We start from the raw sequence: 17,477 nt of genomic DNA on the forward strand, positions 1-17,477 counted from the left end.
AAAATAAATATATAGGAAGCATCAACCCTTTTCTACAAAGAGAAAAGGGTTGATGAAAAATTTTGATAAAAGTTATTTGCCTGTCACAAGGAAAGTGAAAGATCGGTTGGACAAACCACCATTACTATCGCCAGTTTTTATTCTGATTATGGAATCGGAAATGAACGAAACTTGCGAATTGTCATTCGTGAATAATCTGGAACCAGGTTCCGAAGGATTTACCGTAGTATTGTTACCTGCTCCTCCCTGATTGCCACTATTATACCCATAAGAATCTACGATATTTACAGAGATTCCGTAAATTTCTGACATTGGAGTATCAAATTGAATATCGAAAATTCCATTTTTGGGATTAGAAATAGTATATCCATTGCCTTTCAGGCTGTTTATTCCTCCTTTGGTAGAAGTATGGCTAATTCCACCCACCGAATACGATACACTTTCTCCGCCTCCGATTATCTTGCTGTCATCCAGCGTTCCGTTGTTTTTATTACCAAATCGTGAATAAACAGTGCCTCCCAGGAATCTTGTTGCATCGGAAGAAGTGCTGCTTTGAGCCTGAAAAGCAACCCATACGGAACCATTAAAATAATAATATCCTTCTTTGGTTACATTGGCAGTTTTAGTAGTTGTAGGATTTGCTGCTGCCGTTGCGTAAATAATAGCACCTTGCTGATTTGTCCCATACAGAGCATCTTTAGCTTTCAGTTGGTTACCAGTTAAGCGTGGAGCTGTAATTCCGTCAGCTTTGGTAGCATCAGAGGCATAAGCTGTCACATCCATTGTCGTAACAGGATTATAAGTATTTATCCCAAAATATCCTGTATTTTTTGCAAAGCGAGCCCATTCTGTAAAATCTGAAGCACTTGTATATTTTCCAAATGCGATATGCCCTGGAACACTCGTTCTACCTGAAGTATAAATTCTAGTTCCTGGAGAACGTCCATCTCCGGTTGAAGGGAAATAGGTTATTTGGGTAAGACCGTATTTTTCACCATTATCATTATCAAATATTTTACCGACACCATAATCGGAATTACCTGCGAACTGTATAAATCCTTTTACATTTAGTTTTGCCAAATCATCTATACCTCCGATTCCGACATTTCCATTTCCTGAAAAATTCAGATTATAGCCATTGAGGTTAGCTTCTCTGTTTCCCGTTAGTGCTCCGTTTGAATTATAAATATTTACACCAGAGGATGAGTTTCCTGTTTTCATCCATTTGTTTCCGTCAAAATAATAGAATCCTGCGGCATCTACATTAATTACCTGACCTGCAAGAGACGAAGCAGCATTTCTTACATATAAAATAGTTCCTGTCTGTTCTGTTGTATATGTTTTTGCTGACAGCTGATTCCCTGTAATTCTTGGTATAATGATGCCGTCCAATACATCGGGTTGCGTTGGTTTCCCTACTACATCGAGTGTTGCTTTCGGGCTTTCGGTATTAATGCCTACTTGGCTGTAAATGTGCAGAGAATTAAGAATAAGACTGAAAAATAATATTTTCTTCATCATAGTATTTAATTGATATTTTTGTAGTGACAAAACTATATACTATGTTCCAGAGCGAACTTGTAAAAAATAAATGAAAACTTGCAAAAATTACATTTCAAAATTTTCTGATAACAATTTATTAGTATCAACCTTAAAAATGTTTTTGAATAAAGTGCTTAAATTTGACCATACAATGTAAATAACTAATGTTAAACATAGAATATTTATTTTTTCATTAAAATTAGAAACAGAAATTCAGATATAATTAACAAACTCACCAAATAAAAAAGCAATGAATGATGTCGTAGTAATTAATAATTTCAATGATTTTACAGATTATTTCAATCTTCCACGCCCTGATGATAAGGATATTTACTATAAAAAGTATGAAACCGCCGATGAGTTTCAGTTGGAATTAGCACCTCAGTTTCGTCATAAGTTCTATGGCATTACACTGATAATGGATGGTAGTGGCGATTTGAAATCCGGATTTTGGAATCCTCATATTATTACTCCTGCAATTTATTTTAAATCTCCAAATCAAGTGGTAAGCTGGAATATAAATCCTAATATCACCAAAAAATATTTAGTGGTTTTTACAGAAGAGTTTGCCCATAAAAATCCTGCATTATTCAATATTATTTATGATTTTCCGTTTTTTCAGCTGGATAAGGCTGTACCTTTCAGGGTAGAAGAAAAACAAATTAATGAACTGATAGAAATTTATAATAACATCGAAAAGGTATATCACGGAAACAGTAAGGAACGTTTGAAAATGCTTTCCTTATACCTGAAAATTCTGCTTTTGCATATAAAGGATTACTATGAGGAAAATATTGCTAAGCTTCCGAAACTGAATGAAGTGATTATACAAAACAACGACCGGATTATTGCAGAATTTTATTCTCTAATCAATAACGAAATCTCTGATTTGGAAAAACCGAAAACTGACCATTCCGTGCAATATTTTGCGGATAAAATTCACGTTCACCCTAATTATCTAAGTAATCTACTTAAAAATAAAACGGCAAAAACTGCCAAGGAATATATTAATGAACAACTCCTTTTAACTTCAAAGAAATTGTTAACACAAACCAATATGTCAGTTAAGGAAATTAGTTACTTTTTAGCCTTCAAAGAGCCAGCACATTTTACGAATTTCTTTAAAAAATACAATGGTGTTACGCCATCTCAGTTTATAAAAGATGAATTGTGAATCCGCCTTGTCAAAATTCAGAACCTTAACAAAGCGGATTTCTATTTATTTCCTATATTTTTAAACCACATTTCAGTACTTTCTTCTGCCGAAATATAGAGTTTTTTTCGCAGATGATATTTTCTGGATTTCACAGTATTAATGGAAGTAAAAGTGATGCTCATAATATCTTTTGTGGTAAATCCGAGGAAAATATAGGCACTAAGGGTAAGTTCTGAAATACTGAGTTTAGGATTAATTTCCAAAAGTTTTGCAACCACTTCAGGATAAACTTCACGGAAACGGGTGAAAAATTGCGGACTATTAGATTTGGCAAGTATTATTACTTCTTCGAAAGCTTCATTTACAATAGTTTTCAGTTTATTAATTTCCTGTTCTTTATTTTCTAATATTTCTTTCTTCTTCTGGGAAAGTATTCTGTTTTTCTTTCTGAGATTGTAGAAAACCAGTAATCCCGAGATTGTGGTTACACATCCTAAAACAATAAGCGTAATGATAATTGTATTATTCTTGGTTTTTTCCTTTTTTAATTGCTCTTCTTTGGAGTTTACCGTATAGCTCACGATTTCTTTTGTACTTTCCTGAGAAGCATTTTTCAGACTATCTGATATTTGTATGTATTGCCGGCTGTATCTTATTTCTTCCTGTTTGTCTCCTGACTGGTGATAGATGTCTTTCAGTGCTTGCAGAGCATCTAATATTCCCTGTACATCTTGTGAGTTTTTGCTGACTTCAAGGGATTCTCTGTATTTTTTTGAAGCGTTGTCATAATCTTTCAACATTCGGAAGTAGTTGCCGTACTCCAGCAAATAAATCGAACGGTTGAATGCCGTCATTTGATGTTGTTCGGATTTTTTAAGGTAATACAGAGCGGAATCCGAATTTTTGGTGTGCTCTATATGATAATGGGCAAGCTCATTATACAGATACGGAAAATGATCTCCATCATAATGGAGGCTTTTCCTTATATAGTACAAAGCAGAATCGTTTTTTTTGCTGTTAAAATAAGTAGGAATCAGTTGATCGTACGCATAAACACTATATGCATCCCTCTCTTTTTTGTTATTTATTTTGGCAGCGAATACTTCGCCTTGACGGAATTTTTTTATGGCAAGATCCTGTGAAATATATTGCTCGTTATAGTTTCGCCCAATAGCAATTGCAATAAGTGCTTTTAGTCTATAATTATTACTTTTTGCAGATAATTTTTCCGCAATTTTAAGATTTGCAAGACTTTCTTTAAATTTTCCGAGTCCAATATAATAATCTCCTTTTTTGGCATATCCTTCAATTTCACCATCCAGATAGCCTATCTTTTGGGAAGAAATAATTAAGCGGTCACAATGCTTAATTATTTCTTCATATTTGCCTTCATTCCTCAATTTTTGAATAACAATCCGGTATTCATCATCAATTTCTTTTCTGCTTGTTTGCGACAGCAAAAAAGAACTCACCCATATTATTATAAATGTTAGTATTTTTTTCATAAATTTTCCCTATCTCTACTTTACCTTATAGTGGTCAAAAAATATCGGAATCGGCATTCCGGTATTTTTTTTAAACCAAACGGGTTTCCGAAACCCGTTTGGTTAGAATTTTATTAAGGTTAAATTGGTCAAGGCTTCCAGTAAGACCATTTGGCTCCGTTGAAAACCGCTAATCTTTTTGCACCGGGCTTGTTGATGTACACCATCATTCCCGGAGCAGGATTGATGACATCATCTGTATTGTTTACCTGTGGCAGAACCATTGCCTTGTCGGTTGATTCAAGAATCAGAACTCCGTCGGCTGTTGAAGTGTTCGCTCCAATAATGGCTCCTTTGGCAGTGTCTTCCGTTATATTTGGCTGGTTAGCCATAATGGTTGAGATGTTCGCTTCATTTCCATTGCTCAGGTCTTTCCAGCTGCCGTTGTAATATTTTACTTTGGCTTTGGTTTCATCGGAAGCATCCAGAATAATAGTACCTTCCACCAATCCTGTTCCTGTGGGAATGGTGCGTACGGCAGGTAATATAATTCCTTTGTTTTCGCCTGCTGCAAAATCCAGTAACACGGAAGTTTTGTCGGTTGCAGTTCCTGTATCGTTCCCGATGATAACCTGTGCGTTCGCCGTATAAGCGACAACTATTACAAGTAATGTTGTGATGTATTTTGTCATTTTATTATTTATTAAAGGTTAAGAACCTGTTTAAAATTTTACCGTTTTTTTTATGTAGCCTCAGCAATCATCTTTGCTCAATTTTAATGCTCTTTTGAGCGTATTTTCTACTTCCCATTTTTGATTTAGCCCGCTAAATCTGCAAACATGAAGCAAAAAATCCATCTCAAAATACCTATAAAAATTTATAGCAATAAAATTTAAACAGGCTCTAAGGCTGAGGTTGAAGCTCAGCGTTTTGCTTGTTTTTTTTTAACCTAACAGGTTTCCAAAACCTGTTAGGTTTGTTATTGTTTTGTGGGTGTTATTGTACACACCCCTTCATTTTTGCCACCTCTCTTTTTAGAAGGGAATTTACACACCCCGCCCTACGGGCACCCCTCTTATTAGAGGGGAATTTTACGGACACGTAGGTTCATTAAAACATCTCCAAGCTCCATCGGAATAAATTTTCAGGCATTTATCCGTTGTATCATACACCATCATTCCTTCTTGTGGCTTGGTAATATTTCCGAGATTGGCTTTGGCAATTCTGGTGACTACAAACCCTTTGGTGTTGGATTCCAGTGCAATATGTCCGGATTTTCTTACCATTGGCCAGTTGTCTGCATCGTCGGCTCCGGCTCTTTTCAGTAAAGTGATACCAACTTTGGTATCGGTGCCGCCGATTCCCGGTGATGCAGGGTCGTTCAGGCAATAGCCTTCCAGCTTTATGGTTACGGTTGCTTCGGCACTGTTGGTACAAGTTCCGTCTACAATATATTTGAACTCATAAGTTCCTCCGTTGGCAAATTGTCCGTACCAGTTGTTACCCATTAATAATCCTGTATTATTTTCATCAGTCCAATAGCCGTGTGCATCGTAAGGCGGAGTAAGATAATCGAAAAGATTGATTGGTCCCGTCAATGTATTCTGCTGAATGGTTACGGATTGTCCGGTTCCGGCGTTCGGTGTGTTTTCCATTCCTGCCGTAAGGTTGAAAGACAGCACATTATTAATACAAGAATTAGGATTTGGATTATAGGTCAGATGTGCTTCATAAAGACCAATATCCGTTGCGGAAGTGTAGGGTGTGAAAGGGAAACTATGCCCGAAAACACCTGTGCTTACTCCGTTTTTATACCATTCTACGGTAAGATAAGACGCTCCGCTTACGTATAGCTTACCGTTTTCGCCTTCACAAAGGTTGCTGGCTCGGATAATCGGCATTTTGGTGGTAATTACTCTTAAGGTTACTGTGATTACATCCAGACATTGGGAGTCGGTAATCTCTACTTTGTAGCTTCCTTCTGCCAAGTTTGTAAATACAGGATCGGTTCCGTTATCTATTATAAATGACTGACCGTCTTTTTCTATAATTTTATAGGTAAGCGTTCCAATACCTGTGGCATCTAACAGTAGATTAAAAGTACCATTAGGACAGGAAGTGGTGTAGTAGTCATTTAGTTTGATAGCACCATCCGGAATATTAAATTCCTCCACTACAAGATATCGGGCAGGACAAGCCATTGCTGTACCTCCAAATTTGGACAATCTCGGAATCGCAATTACACGAAGATCACCGTGTGCATAGTATTGGGTGCTACTATTATATTCTTGACGTGTATTTGCATTTGCAACATCACCCGTTACACCCGTAGTAGGGTGTCCCCAAGTATTCTGAGCCGGATACCATTTTTGAAGATAGTAATTTACGTTATTACTGGCTCCAATGCCCGAAACGGTAGCAGATACATTCAACGTAAAATAGCCACCACAAAAACGGGTATAGGTTACGTTGTGAGAAAGAACTTCTACTTTTTTAGTAGCGTCAATATTCCGTGTAAATTCCTGTCCGCAGGTGTTGGTTACTTGAAATGTGTATATTCCTGTTGGTACTCGCATCCTCAATTCCTTTTTTCCTGTAGAGGGATTTGTTACAATATAAGCCGATGCGTCAAAGGGTAGCGGTCCATAGGTATCGATAAATTCTTGTGGAGCTTGGGTAATGATTGCTTGGGCAATTCCAATAGTATTACCATTGTCATAATAGAATCCTATATTGTGCCATCCTTCTTCACAGTCTGGATCATTATAGGCAGAAGGAGACTGTGGAGCTGGTTGAGTAAACGTATAGATTTTTGTTACAGAAGCACCACATTCATTAGTAACTTTTATGGTATAGCTTCCTGCTGGAACGGGCTGGTACTGACCGCCAAATGCTATCTCGGAACCGCCTGTGTATGCTTCTGGCAGTGTATTATAGGTATGGCTGTATGCTCCGTTTACAAAATCCGGATTGTATTCCCAAGGTTTAAACCCTGCAGGATAGCTGATAAATTCCACGGTGGTTTCTGCATCGATGAAATAATCAGAGAAATTTAATATTCTAAGGTATCTGGCGTTGCATTCTCCAAAAGAAGAACTAAAATTGAAATTCGGATTGTAGTTAATGGTTCTTGTATAGGTTGCAGTTACTCCGCAAGCATCCGTTGTTGTTGCAGTATGAGTTAGCTGATCACCCGGATTGAAATTGGTAATCGTTATCGGAATACCAGCAGAGGCTTCTGCTGAATTAGTTATCATCATATTCGACTGTAAGACTACTACTCCCGTAACGGCATTTTTTACTTCTACATTCAGTTGTACAGGATACTGAAAAACTTTAATATAACTTGGACTTGAAGCATTATTTTGGGTTGCGGTTACTCCTTGTTTGTATGAAATGGTATTACAAGAAGTTAAACTTAATTGTATGCTAGTATTAGGTCTTACAATACTGGTACTTACGACTACATTTACATCTTTCACGGTTGTATTCCCACAAATATCCTCTACTGCTAAGCGGTAAGTTCCTGCCGCAATCGGAGAGGTAAAATTGGGAGAGGTCTGGAACGGAAAAATAACCGAATTACTGAGATTCCGAAGCTCGTAGCGTGCCGGCTGACCACTCCCTGCTACATTTACAACAAACGTTGCTTTGTCGCCACAAACGGTAGTAGGCGTAATGCTTATGTTTTGAGCAGTAATCGCAGTAAAATTGTTTCCAATACTAAAATTGTACGGAGTAAGATTGGTAGGAACACCTCCTAAACTATGTACCACCTGTAGTCGGTAATTTCCTTGCGGAAGGTTACTTTCGGTATGTGATGTTGTTGTGGCTGTTGCATCTTCTGATGCGGTTCGGTAAGGAGTAGTTGTATCTGGAAGTTTATAGAGTAAAAAATCTACGGTAGCTCCGGGTACTGTATTATTAACAGTAAAAGCTGCTGCTCCCGTCCCAGCACAAAACTCGGGTGTGGTGGTGGCTGTGATTGTAAACTGGGCATTCAGTCCTACGGCTAACAGCAGGAGCAGGGTAGTGAATACCCATCTCATTTTTTGTTTCATTGTGTTTAATAACTTAAGCGTTAATGTTAATCTCAATTTGTTTTAATTGTTTATCAAATTTTTTTAATAAAGTTTTCTTTGAAAACTTTATTAATGATTAATCATTAACGATTTTTTTTATCCCCTTTCCGAAAGAGGGAAAACAGCGTTTCCTGTTTTTGAATTCAGCAAAGCTGTCCCTCTTTGGAAAAGATTTGTTTACTTCCAGTAATTCCACACCTCTCCGTTGAATACCGCAAGGGATTTACTTACTGTATCATAACACATCATTCCCGGATACGGGGATTTTACTGTTGTGTGCGGATTGGCGATTCTCGGCAGAATTACTGCTTTGTCTGCTGATTCCAATACCAGAACGCCTTTAGCGTCGCTTGTGGGAGAGCCAATAATTACACCCTGATTCTGTGTACTTTCAGCAGATGTATTATCTGTTATCTGTGTGGTAATGCCTGCATCAGAAAGTTCCACCCATTTATCGTTTTCGTACATTTTAACTTTACTATCCGATTTATCGAAAAGGAAAGTTCCGTTGTTGTGGGTTGCTGTTGCGGCTAATGCTTTTGTATTATCGGTAACAGCCGGTAAAATAATGCCCTGGCTGTTTGCTCCTGTTCCTTCTACTTTATTTCCATTGGTATCACTGTTGAAATCCAAAATTGTTGATGTTCCTTCTACGCTTTGTTTTCCGCCGATGGAAACTTGTGCGTTCGCTGTAATAGCAGCGAATACTACAAATAATGTTGTAATATATTTTGTCATTTTTTTTATTAATTAGCCTCCCCCCTAACCCCCTCCAAAGGAGGGGGAATTGAGGAGTGTGGTTAGATTATGTTTTAATTTTTTAGGCTGAGGTTGAGGCTCAGCGTTTTGTCATTATTTCATTGTAGAAAACTAAATTTCGTTTCATTAAAATTTTAGTAATGTCAAAAAATTTAAGTTTTATTTAAATTATACTCCTTGAGCATCCATTGTTATCTGAGATACAATTAAGCACGAATGTCCATTTAATTCAAATTGAAAATACGCAGCACCACCGTTGTCGACAGTACCTGAAACGGTTATTATGAATTCTCCGCTTCCATTAGCAAGAGTTCCTGCTGATAAAGAAGCTGTAAGTCCTGATAATCCAAGTGAATCTATTGAATTCATAATCTGTTGTGCATAAGTAGCTCCGTCTCCGTTGGAATAAGGAAGGGTAATCGTAAAGTTTATGTCTGGACCCTGTGTATCACCCGATATTACTAAATCGGAGCAATTAAGCGTGAATTCAGCGGTATTACAGCTTTTCTCAATACATTTCCACTTTTCTCCGTTGAAGAGCTTTACACATTTATCCTGAATATCATAGACCAGCATCCCTTCTCTAGGCTCTTCTATCGCATCATCAAAATCAGGAGACCCGGTTGTACCACCCACGTGAGGTACTCTTGTGATAACGAATCCTTTTTCTTTAGATTCTAATGCGATAAAGCCATTGGGAATATTGGCTGGCCAGTTATCTTGTTTTTGCTGAACCGTGATTCCAACTTTGGTAGGGATACCATTTGCTGTAAAATCTCCAGGCTGGGTACAAGTGGTATCGCAAGGAGGTAAAATAGTAACATTCACAAATGCTGTAGAATTATCGGTATTATAACAATTGTTCACCGTATCGTGGAAGAAAGCGTAGTATGTTCCTGAAACCGTTACATTGGTTGGATCTGCTACCTGTGTTCCGGCTTGTCTGTCTGGTGTTGTCCACCATTGTAGTTCTACACCTGTTGGAAATGTTCCTGTGTACATACTGTTTAGGTTTACGGAAGTTTCTCCTGAGTTGGTGCAATCTGGGCAATCATCAATCGTTACCGTTACAGCCACAGAAGCTGGACTATATACACCATTTGAATCATAATAGAACGCATAATAAGTTCCTGCACCTGCCGTTGCAATCTGAGCCGCAGTAAGTGCTGTTCCTGTATGAGTGTTGTTGGTAAACCATCTTAATTCTGATCCTGAAGGAGTTGTACCCGTATGAGCATCTTCCAGATTAACAGTTGTTAAAGGGCAGTCATTTGCTAAATTTTGTACAGGCGGTGCTCCAACGGTATGAGGAGGATTATATACCTGACAAGATGCCAAATCCATATCACCTCCTGTTGGATACACATAGGTTGTTTTTAAAGAACCAGCTCCCGTATCAGGGTTTATTTCATAAAGCCTCGCGTTAGTCGAGGTTGAGCTCTGATATAACAAGTATATTTTATCATTATAAAAAGCAAGACCTTGAATAGCATTCACAGAGCTCGGAATACCGGTAATAGCTCTGACAAAAGTAGCTTTTCTCGTATTCAGATCAATAGAATACAGTCTTTTTGTAGTTGAAATATATGTGTTAGTGGAGGTATCCAAAACTGCGGAATAAGCAATCAGATAGTATTTTCCGTTGGTATCAAAGAAGCTATCGGTAGAAATATAAGTGCTTGAACTATGGAAAAAAGTATCTCCTGTAATAGTTCCCAAATCTTGATAAGACGGATAAACCTGATATAACTTCCTTGCGTTAGTAGCTCCTCCTTTTACCGAATATACTTTTCCGTCCACAGGATTAGCGGTTAAACCTCCATAACCCGGTGAGGTTACAGAAGTAGCAGTATTATTGACATAAACATAGCCGGAGCTTGAGTTTTTAGTAGTAACCCAAATATTTTGTCCGGAACCATTAGGGTCTATCCCTACAGCAAGAGAAGCATTGGCTCCAGTTGAAACATTCATCACTTTGTTAGTAGAAGTACTCGTCAAACTACCTCCGGATAAAGATGATATGTCATAGATTGCATTTCTTGATTCGCTTATCAGATAAAGATTATCGCAAGATGGAGTCTGTGCAAAACCCATATATCCTACAAACAAGAGTGTCAGTAGAATACACCTTTTAAACTGAGTGAAAATATTTTTATTTTTCATTTTCCTGTATTAAAATTAGTTAGACAGAGTATTACCGGTTAAAGGAACTTGTGCCGTACCCGCCTGACAACAAGTGCCAATTGTTACCGTTACTGCAGATGCGGGGCTGTAGCAGAGTCCCACACTATCATAATAAAACACATAATATGTACCAGCACCAGCCTGCGTTACCGCTGTGCCTGATAAAGCCGTACCAGTATGTGTATTGTTGGTAAACCATACTAGTGATGTACTCCCTGAAGGTAATGTCCCTGTAAAGGCTGTGGTAAGGTTAACTGTAGTTGATGGACATGCATTACTGATGCTGCTTTTAACAGGCGGCGCAATAATACCTGCAGCACAAGATTTGATAGCAAAGCGCAGAGTATTAACGTTTGTAGCACCAGCAGTGTAATTAAAAACACCATTAGGAGTACCATCAGAGGTAGTACTATTTAAACCCTCGGCAACAATGCCCCACCCCGTATTGAGCTCTATTATTATTGGATTGGTAATCGTCGTTGTTCCTACGAAACCAGCATTTTTACTTAGGATAAAATTATAGTTATTACCTTCCAGCAATTTTCCTGCAAGTATGGTAAAATTACCACTTGCATCTACTGCGACTACATCTACTACCATATTGTTGGAGGTATCCACCACGTTCATCCACAAACCTCCGCCTTGTGTACCCGTAGTACTGTTAAGTGCAGGAGTTACTACTTTTCCTGAAATTGCAGGCGAAGCAAAAGGCAAAAGAGCATAAAAATTCATATCACCACCAGAAAACTTTGTAGAATTGCTACGGGTATAAGTAATAGAGGGATTAGACCCCGTACCGTATCTGTTTCCAATAATGTGTGTTATACCATCTGGTTCATTTGACGGATACGTTGATCCATTTGGCAGTGTAACATTTGTGTTATTTGTAATGCGAGCATTCTGAACGGCAATCCATCCTGATGATAATGTGTAATCTGTATCTTGGCTAACAATATTTGCAGTAAGATAAAGTATGTCTGCATCTGTTCTACCCAACGGAGAGGCAGATTTAGTCCCTGTAAAAGTATAGGACGTATTGGAAGTTCCTGAATACATATTCTCACCAGAATCATTTTTGACCGATTTCACATTTTCATATACAGAAACAATTACCGACATTTCGTCACCATCCGTTTTAGGATTATTAAGGTCTGTAAAGCTTATTTCTAAATTACCCGTTGCGGTATCAGGAATCATATAATACCAATCTTGATGATCATTCATTAAATAATTTCTTCTTGGATTTGACTCAAATTCACTATACCAATATCCTCCTAAAAAAGATGATTCGGCTATTGCAATTCCATTTACTTTTACATGGGTATAATTAAGATTATTACCAATACTGTTGTTCGCAACATAGCCGTCAATATTACTTGGCCAATTGGTATTATAGGGATTTTGCACTCTTTCAATTGCTTCGGAAATTACCAATACTCGATTCTTGTTGGTAGTTCCTGCTGGGATTGCATAAGTAATAGTACCTACTGTATTTTTACCCACAGCAGAATATTTTGCCGAACCAATCAATGTAGGCTTAGGCAGCTGCGCAAAGATGCAGGCAGAAAATAATGCCAGCATTATGCTCAAAAAGGTTTTAAAATTCATTATTAAAAGTTTATAATTAAAAGAGAATGGATTTAAATGTTCATTAAACATTGATCACCAGAAACCGAGAAAAGCCTTACCATAATTAAAAATCGTGATAAGAGATATAAAAGAAAAAAAAGGTTTACCCCACAGGAGGTGGTCTTACAGAAAAAAAAGACAAATTTCGGGAAGAAATAGCTACCGCATTGTCATAAAGAGAATAATCGTAATATAAAACGATTGGATGAGGTTTTGTAAAATAAGAACTACTTTCAATAAAAGCTTTAATCTGGAATTGGGAATAAGAAATAGGCAAAGCAATTGCGATATTTCTACTTATTTGGCTAAAAAACAAGCCTTCTGAATTAGCCGATTTTATACTAATTTTCTGTACAACATTTGCCGCCTGTTGTGGTATTACTTTTCTTGCAGCTACTTTAGATTTTAATCCAGATTTTGAAGCTGCATAATTGCTTGTTTTTTTATTAGATTTTTGTTTAGTTTCAATAATTTGAATGCTTTCCGAATTGAAGTTGGAGACCAAAGTGCCGGAACTTACGTAAATTTTGGTTTTCTCAGAAGATTCCGGCGGAAGCTGTTCTGCATTTACAATTTTTTCTCCGTTTATATGGAGGTTTGCTTCTTTTTCAATATGGATTTGAGAAGCACCGGTTATGGTTTGAGAGTATAAGGGAAGGGAAAACAAAAATGAGAGCAATATACCGAAAACTCTTTCCTTCGTAATAAGGAAAGAGTGCATAATATATGGACATTTGTGCCTCTTTTTCATCGACACAAAGAGATATAAAATATGCGTTCCCAACAAAAAAAGGGGGTATTATTGAGGTATTACCGTCCTTTATAAGGTTGAAAATCAATCAAATAAAAAAACAACACAGACTTATAATTGATATAATATCTTATGTTTTACTATGTAAGATTCCAAGAGGTATTATTAAAAAAGTATAATTACATACAATAATTATTAATCTTATTTGCTATAAATTATTGAACTCTTCTATATACATCCTGCTAAAAATTGTCATTAAAAATATTGCAATTTGTTTATTTGATTAAACCTAAGTCCAATCCAATATCTACGTAAAGTTTGGAAAAAGGTCTTTTATGAATTTCGTCTACATTGGTATAATTACCTAGTATCATACGGTCTATTTCATTTTCGGAAAATACAAGTCCATGTTCTTTATATTTCTCTAAGTAATCTCTATATGTAGTTGAATACTTAATTTTACTTTTAATTACAAGCTCCACAACATGATCTGTATGAAGATTATACAGTTCTTGGAGTTTAAACACATCAATATTGCCCTGAGGCGCTTTAAGATGAACCTCAACTGAATGCTTGTCTAATAATGATCCTAAAATACCACTAGACGTTGGTTTATAAGAAAATAGGAATTGGTCATTTTCTATTAAATAGGGGTTTATTAACCCTTTGCGTACTGGATCTAGCTCACCTTTTACCTCAAGGCCATTGCATGTCTGACAACTTGGAATTAAGTTATAAAAAGTCATTGCCAAAAACGGATACTTGGCTTTCGGGTAGAAATGATCAATCTGAGGCTTGACGTTATTCTTTTTAGATAGGTAGTAAATATAGTTTCTGTTACAATATGGACATGTATCTATATTAATGCCCGAGATAAAATCATATTTACTAAACACATCTGTTTTATCATAACAACTGGCCACAAAAATATTATACAAAATCTTTGAAGAATCGCTATCTGAATTAAAAAAGTCCGGAAAATATTTCTTCATACTAGCAATTGTACTGTGAATACTCTCAGGTTTCAGTAATATCAATTGTTTAAGATTATCCCCTGTTAAAAGATGCTTCAGGTAGCCTCGCAATATCGTATCTGGAGCAATAGGATTACCATCCTTTTTTATTCCATTTTTTAATACGTTTTTAATACGTTGTTTAAGAGGTTTTTCTATTTTGATAAAATGTGCCTCAGCAGCGGCTGAATTTTCTTTTAATTTAATCATTTTCCTTCAGTTTTTTCAGTTCTGCTTCTAGTTCTTCAATTCGCTTTTCTTTATCAAACATGGAATAATACATATCTAATAATTTATTCCTTAAAAATGGTTCCCCTATAAGATTAATATTCTGAAGTAAATCTGTTTTATTTTCTCTGTGATCTATTGCTTGTTTAGACTTATTAAGTTGCTTAATCAAATCATTGATTTTTTCTAGAGCGAATTCTCCAATTACACCTTTCCTAAGAAAAAAATTGTGCGCTAACAAGTCATGAATATTGGCACCAAATGTATTATATGAATTATTGAGTATTTCAGGTCTAGCGCTATCATTTAGAAACAGAATATTTTGTTGAGGAATATCTGAAAGGATGAACGGCGAATGTGTAACAAATAAAAAATTTACACTTTTAATCATTTTAAACTTGATCGTAGATAATACTTTGATTAAATCATTGATAAATAAGCGTTGGTATTCTGGATGAAAATACAATTCTATTTCATCCAAAATCACATTTATATTCTTAAAATTGTAAGTTGGCTTTATATTAATCGCCTTAATAGCTCGCATCTTACTTGTTGCCTCAGATGTTACAGAATCAATATTTTTGAGGTGGTATACTATGGAACTGATAATTGAATTCTTTTGATACTCACCAGAGCTTAGTTTATTAATATTGATATCAGCATCCCCAGAAGAAACAGATTTTAAAAATATATCTGTTTCGAAAACTCTTGGGGGTAGATACAATATTCTTTCTCTCAGCTTTTGTTTCTGAATCACTTCATTAATACTGTCATTTAACTCTTTAATATCTACCATGCCTCCCTGATCTACAAATTTGCGATATAAGTTGACAAGCTTTGCTTTGGGATCTTTTAATGCTAGCTCAAGCATTCTTTTTGACTGGCGCAGCTTAAGTGATATATGCGAGTTATCTCCTTTTGATATCTTGTCTAAAAACTCCTTATGCGCAATGGTTGTAATTTTAGGATTTAAATGTAGGTTTGCTGAGAAATATACAATTGTATCATATCTATTATAATCCCTATATTTTGGGTAACTAATAGATTTATAACTTTTTATTACACAATAATAAAAAAGTGAATTCTCAAAACTAAACTTTTTACTACTGAACATTTCGTTACTAGTGATACCAAAATAAGTCTTCCAAAAATTGAAGTAGATTGTTAATGTTTGAAATAAATTGTAGGCGTAAAAATTAAAATTACCTATTTCTGAAATAATATATTTGATCTTCTCTTTGATCCCCAGATCTTCTACCTGATTTATTAATTTTTCATAAGCCATTGCAAAAGTGACACTTCCAGGGTTAAAATCTTTTATTAAATTTTTTGCAAAATACAATACTACTGCGCTTGCCACATCAGAATATGTTTCATTCTTTTTAGGCGCAAACAACTTTATTTTTTTTCTTTTAATAACTTGCTTAAAGCGGTCGAGTAGTATTACATTTTCTTGTAAAAAATCGTAGTATTGGGTAATAACATCAACCGACCATTTGTTATCACTTCTACGTGAAGTTGTTGCGAATTGATTTTCAATAGTATGGTAATCATTTCTCTCAAGATTATGTAAGTCTATTACCTTATCTAAATACTCTTCCAAAGGGTCTTTATCTTTAAACGTCAATTGAACCTTGTCTGCTATTAAATCATCAGTGATGTGAAATTCATTATTAATCTCATCTAGAATTAAACTAAGTAATCTCTGCGAAACTAAATATTTTTCGTTTCGAATGTACACTTGCCCTGCTTCCCGAAAGGGATGTAAGACTATTGGTGTTTGATATCCATCATTTTTATGAAAAATCTGAGTTAACCATGATTCCTTTTTAGTGGGCGATTCAGCAATATCTATTTTTTCAATATATTTACTCTCGTCGCAGTAGTCCCCATCATCCAGTCCATATATAGAATAGTTAATATACATCGTAAAAAATAGATCTTCTAAATCTATAAGCTCATCCCTATAAGTATCTGTAGTTTTACCTATTGAATTAAATAGTAGTTTGTCTTCCTGATAAAACTTTGCAATAATTGAAGGTTTGTCTTTTCTAATTTTTACATTGCGTGAATCAATATAGATCTGACTAATTTTTCCATTGATTTCGAAATACAAACGAGCATGTACATTCTCCGCAAAATACAAACTATCCGTAACCTCTCCAATTTTGTATTGTTTGTAAAAATTATTTAATATCCTAATAATCAACTCGACTATTGAACTTTTTCCTTTTCCGTTTTTCCCTACGACAGCTTGAATATTAATACTTTCCAAGGTGGATTGCCTTCTGCTACGATCTAAAAAGAAATTAGGAGGAACTGCTTCGACTTCATTTTTTATTACTCTATTTGCTTTACTATTAAATGAATAATTGTTGTCAAAAGAGTAAAACAAATCTTTTGACAAGTTTTTTAGCACTGTATCCCCACATCCACTTAAAGGCTGAACACCAATAATTTTAAAACTCATATTTCTTAAATATATAACAGAATATTAAAGCAGATAGCATCGGATTTGATTAATTCATTTATTGCAAACCGATTTGCTAATTTCAAATTTTCCTATAAACAGTAATTGTTGCAGATCAATAACCGTGTTATTTGCTTCATTAAAACAAATATAAGCCTACAGATTGTTAATTGCATAAA

11 protein-coding genes are annotated in these 17,477 nt (G+C 35.7%); 1 reads left to right on the forward strand and 10 read right to left on the reverse strand.

Annotation, left to right across the window (positions count from 1 at the left end; translation table 11 throughout):
• Positions 1–72: 72 nt before the first annotated feature.
• Positions 73–1,518 carry a hypothetical protein gene (locus tag OH806_RS08585; protein WP_264743264.1) on the reverse strand — a complete coding sequence of 482 codons (1,446 nt, stop codon included), beginning with the start codon at positions 1,516–1,518 and terminating at the stop codon, positions 73–75.
• Positions 1,519–1,792: 274 nt separating this feature from the next.
• Here OH806_RS08585 and OH806_RS08590 point away from each other — a divergent pair, with 274 nt between their 5' ends.
• Entirely contained in the window at positions 1,793–2,716 is a 924-nt protein-coding gene (locus OH806_RS08590; RefSeq protein ID WP_264743265.1) for a helix-turn-helix domain-containing protein, read from the forward strand.
• A 41-nt stretch (positions 2,717–2,757) separates the two neighbouring features.
• Here OH806_RS08590 and OH806_RS08595 read toward each other — a convergent pair whose 3' ends face one another.
• The 9 genes from OH806_RS08595 to OH806_RS08635 form a co-directional block, all read right to left on the reverse strand.
• The gene (locus OH806_RS08595; RefSeq protein WP_264743266.1) at positions 2,758–4,203 is read right to left on the reverse strand and encodes a tetratricopeptide repeat protein; all 1,446 of its coding nucleotides are present in this window, start codon (positions 4,201–4,203) and stop codon (positions 2,758–2,760) included.
• A 128-nt stretch (positions 4,204–4,331) separates the two neighbouring features.
• Complete coding sequence (locus tag OH806_RS08600) at positions 4,332–4,874, reverse strand: hypothetical protein (protein ID WP_264743267.1); 543 nt, start codon at positions 4,872–4,874, stop codon at positions 4,332–4,334.
• A 399-nt stretch (positions 4,875–5,273) separates the two neighbouring features.
• The gene (locus tag OH806_RS08605) at positions 5,274–8,231 is read right to left on the reverse strand and encodes a hypothetical protein (protein WP_264743268.1); all 2,958 of its coding nucleotides are present in this window, start codon (positions 8,229–8,231) and stop codon (positions 5,274–5,276) included.
• A gap of 210 nt (positions 8,232–8,441) precedes the next feature.
• Entirely contained in the window at positions 8,442–9,002 is a 561-nt protein-coding gene (locus OH806_RS08610) for a hypothetical protein (RefSeq protein ID WP_264743269.1), read from the reverse strand.
• 189 nt (positions 9,003–9,191) lie between these two features.
• Positions 9,192–11,186, reverse strand: coding sequence for a hypothetical protein (locus OH806_RS08615; RefSeq protein ID WP_264743270.1), 1,995 nt, complete (start codon positions 11,184–11,186; stop codon positions 9,192–9,194).
• Between the two features lie 15 nt (positions 11,187–11,201).
• Positions 11,202–12,788 (reverse strand): hypothetical protein, encoded by a 1,587-nt coding sequence (locus OH806_RS08620; RefSeq protein WP_264743271.1) that lies wholly within the window; start codon positions 12,786–12,788, stop codon positions 11,202–11,204.
• Between the two features lie 151 nt (positions 12,789–12,939).
• Complete coding sequence (locus OH806_RS08625; RefSeq protein WP_264743272.1) at positions 12,940–13,557, reverse strand: hypothetical protein; 618 nt, start codon at positions 13,555–13,557, stop codon at positions 12,940–12,942.
• Positions 13,558–13,862: 305 nt separating this feature from the next.
• Positions 13,863–14,810 (reverse strand): HNH endonuclease, encoded by a 948-nt coding sequence (locus tag OH806_RS08630; RefSeq protein WP_264743273.1) that lies wholly within the window; start codon positions 14,808–14,810, stop codon positions 13,863–13,865.
• Positions 14,803–17,298 (reverse strand): hypothetical protein, encoded by a 2,496-nt coding sequence (locus OH806_RS08635; protein WP_264743274.1) that lies wholly within the window; start codon positions 17,296–17,298, stop codon positions 14,803–14,805. Before OH806_RS08635 ends, OH806_RS08630 begins: the two co-directional genes overlap by 8 nt.
• Positions 17,299–17,477: the final 179 nt, after the last annotated feature.

It is taken from the genome of Chryseobacterium oryctis (genome assembly GCF_025971925.1).
GTDB classification, from domain to species: domain Bacteria; phylum Bacteroidota; class Bacteroidia; order Flavobacteriales; family Weeksellaceae; genus Chryseobacterium; species Chryseobacterium oryctis.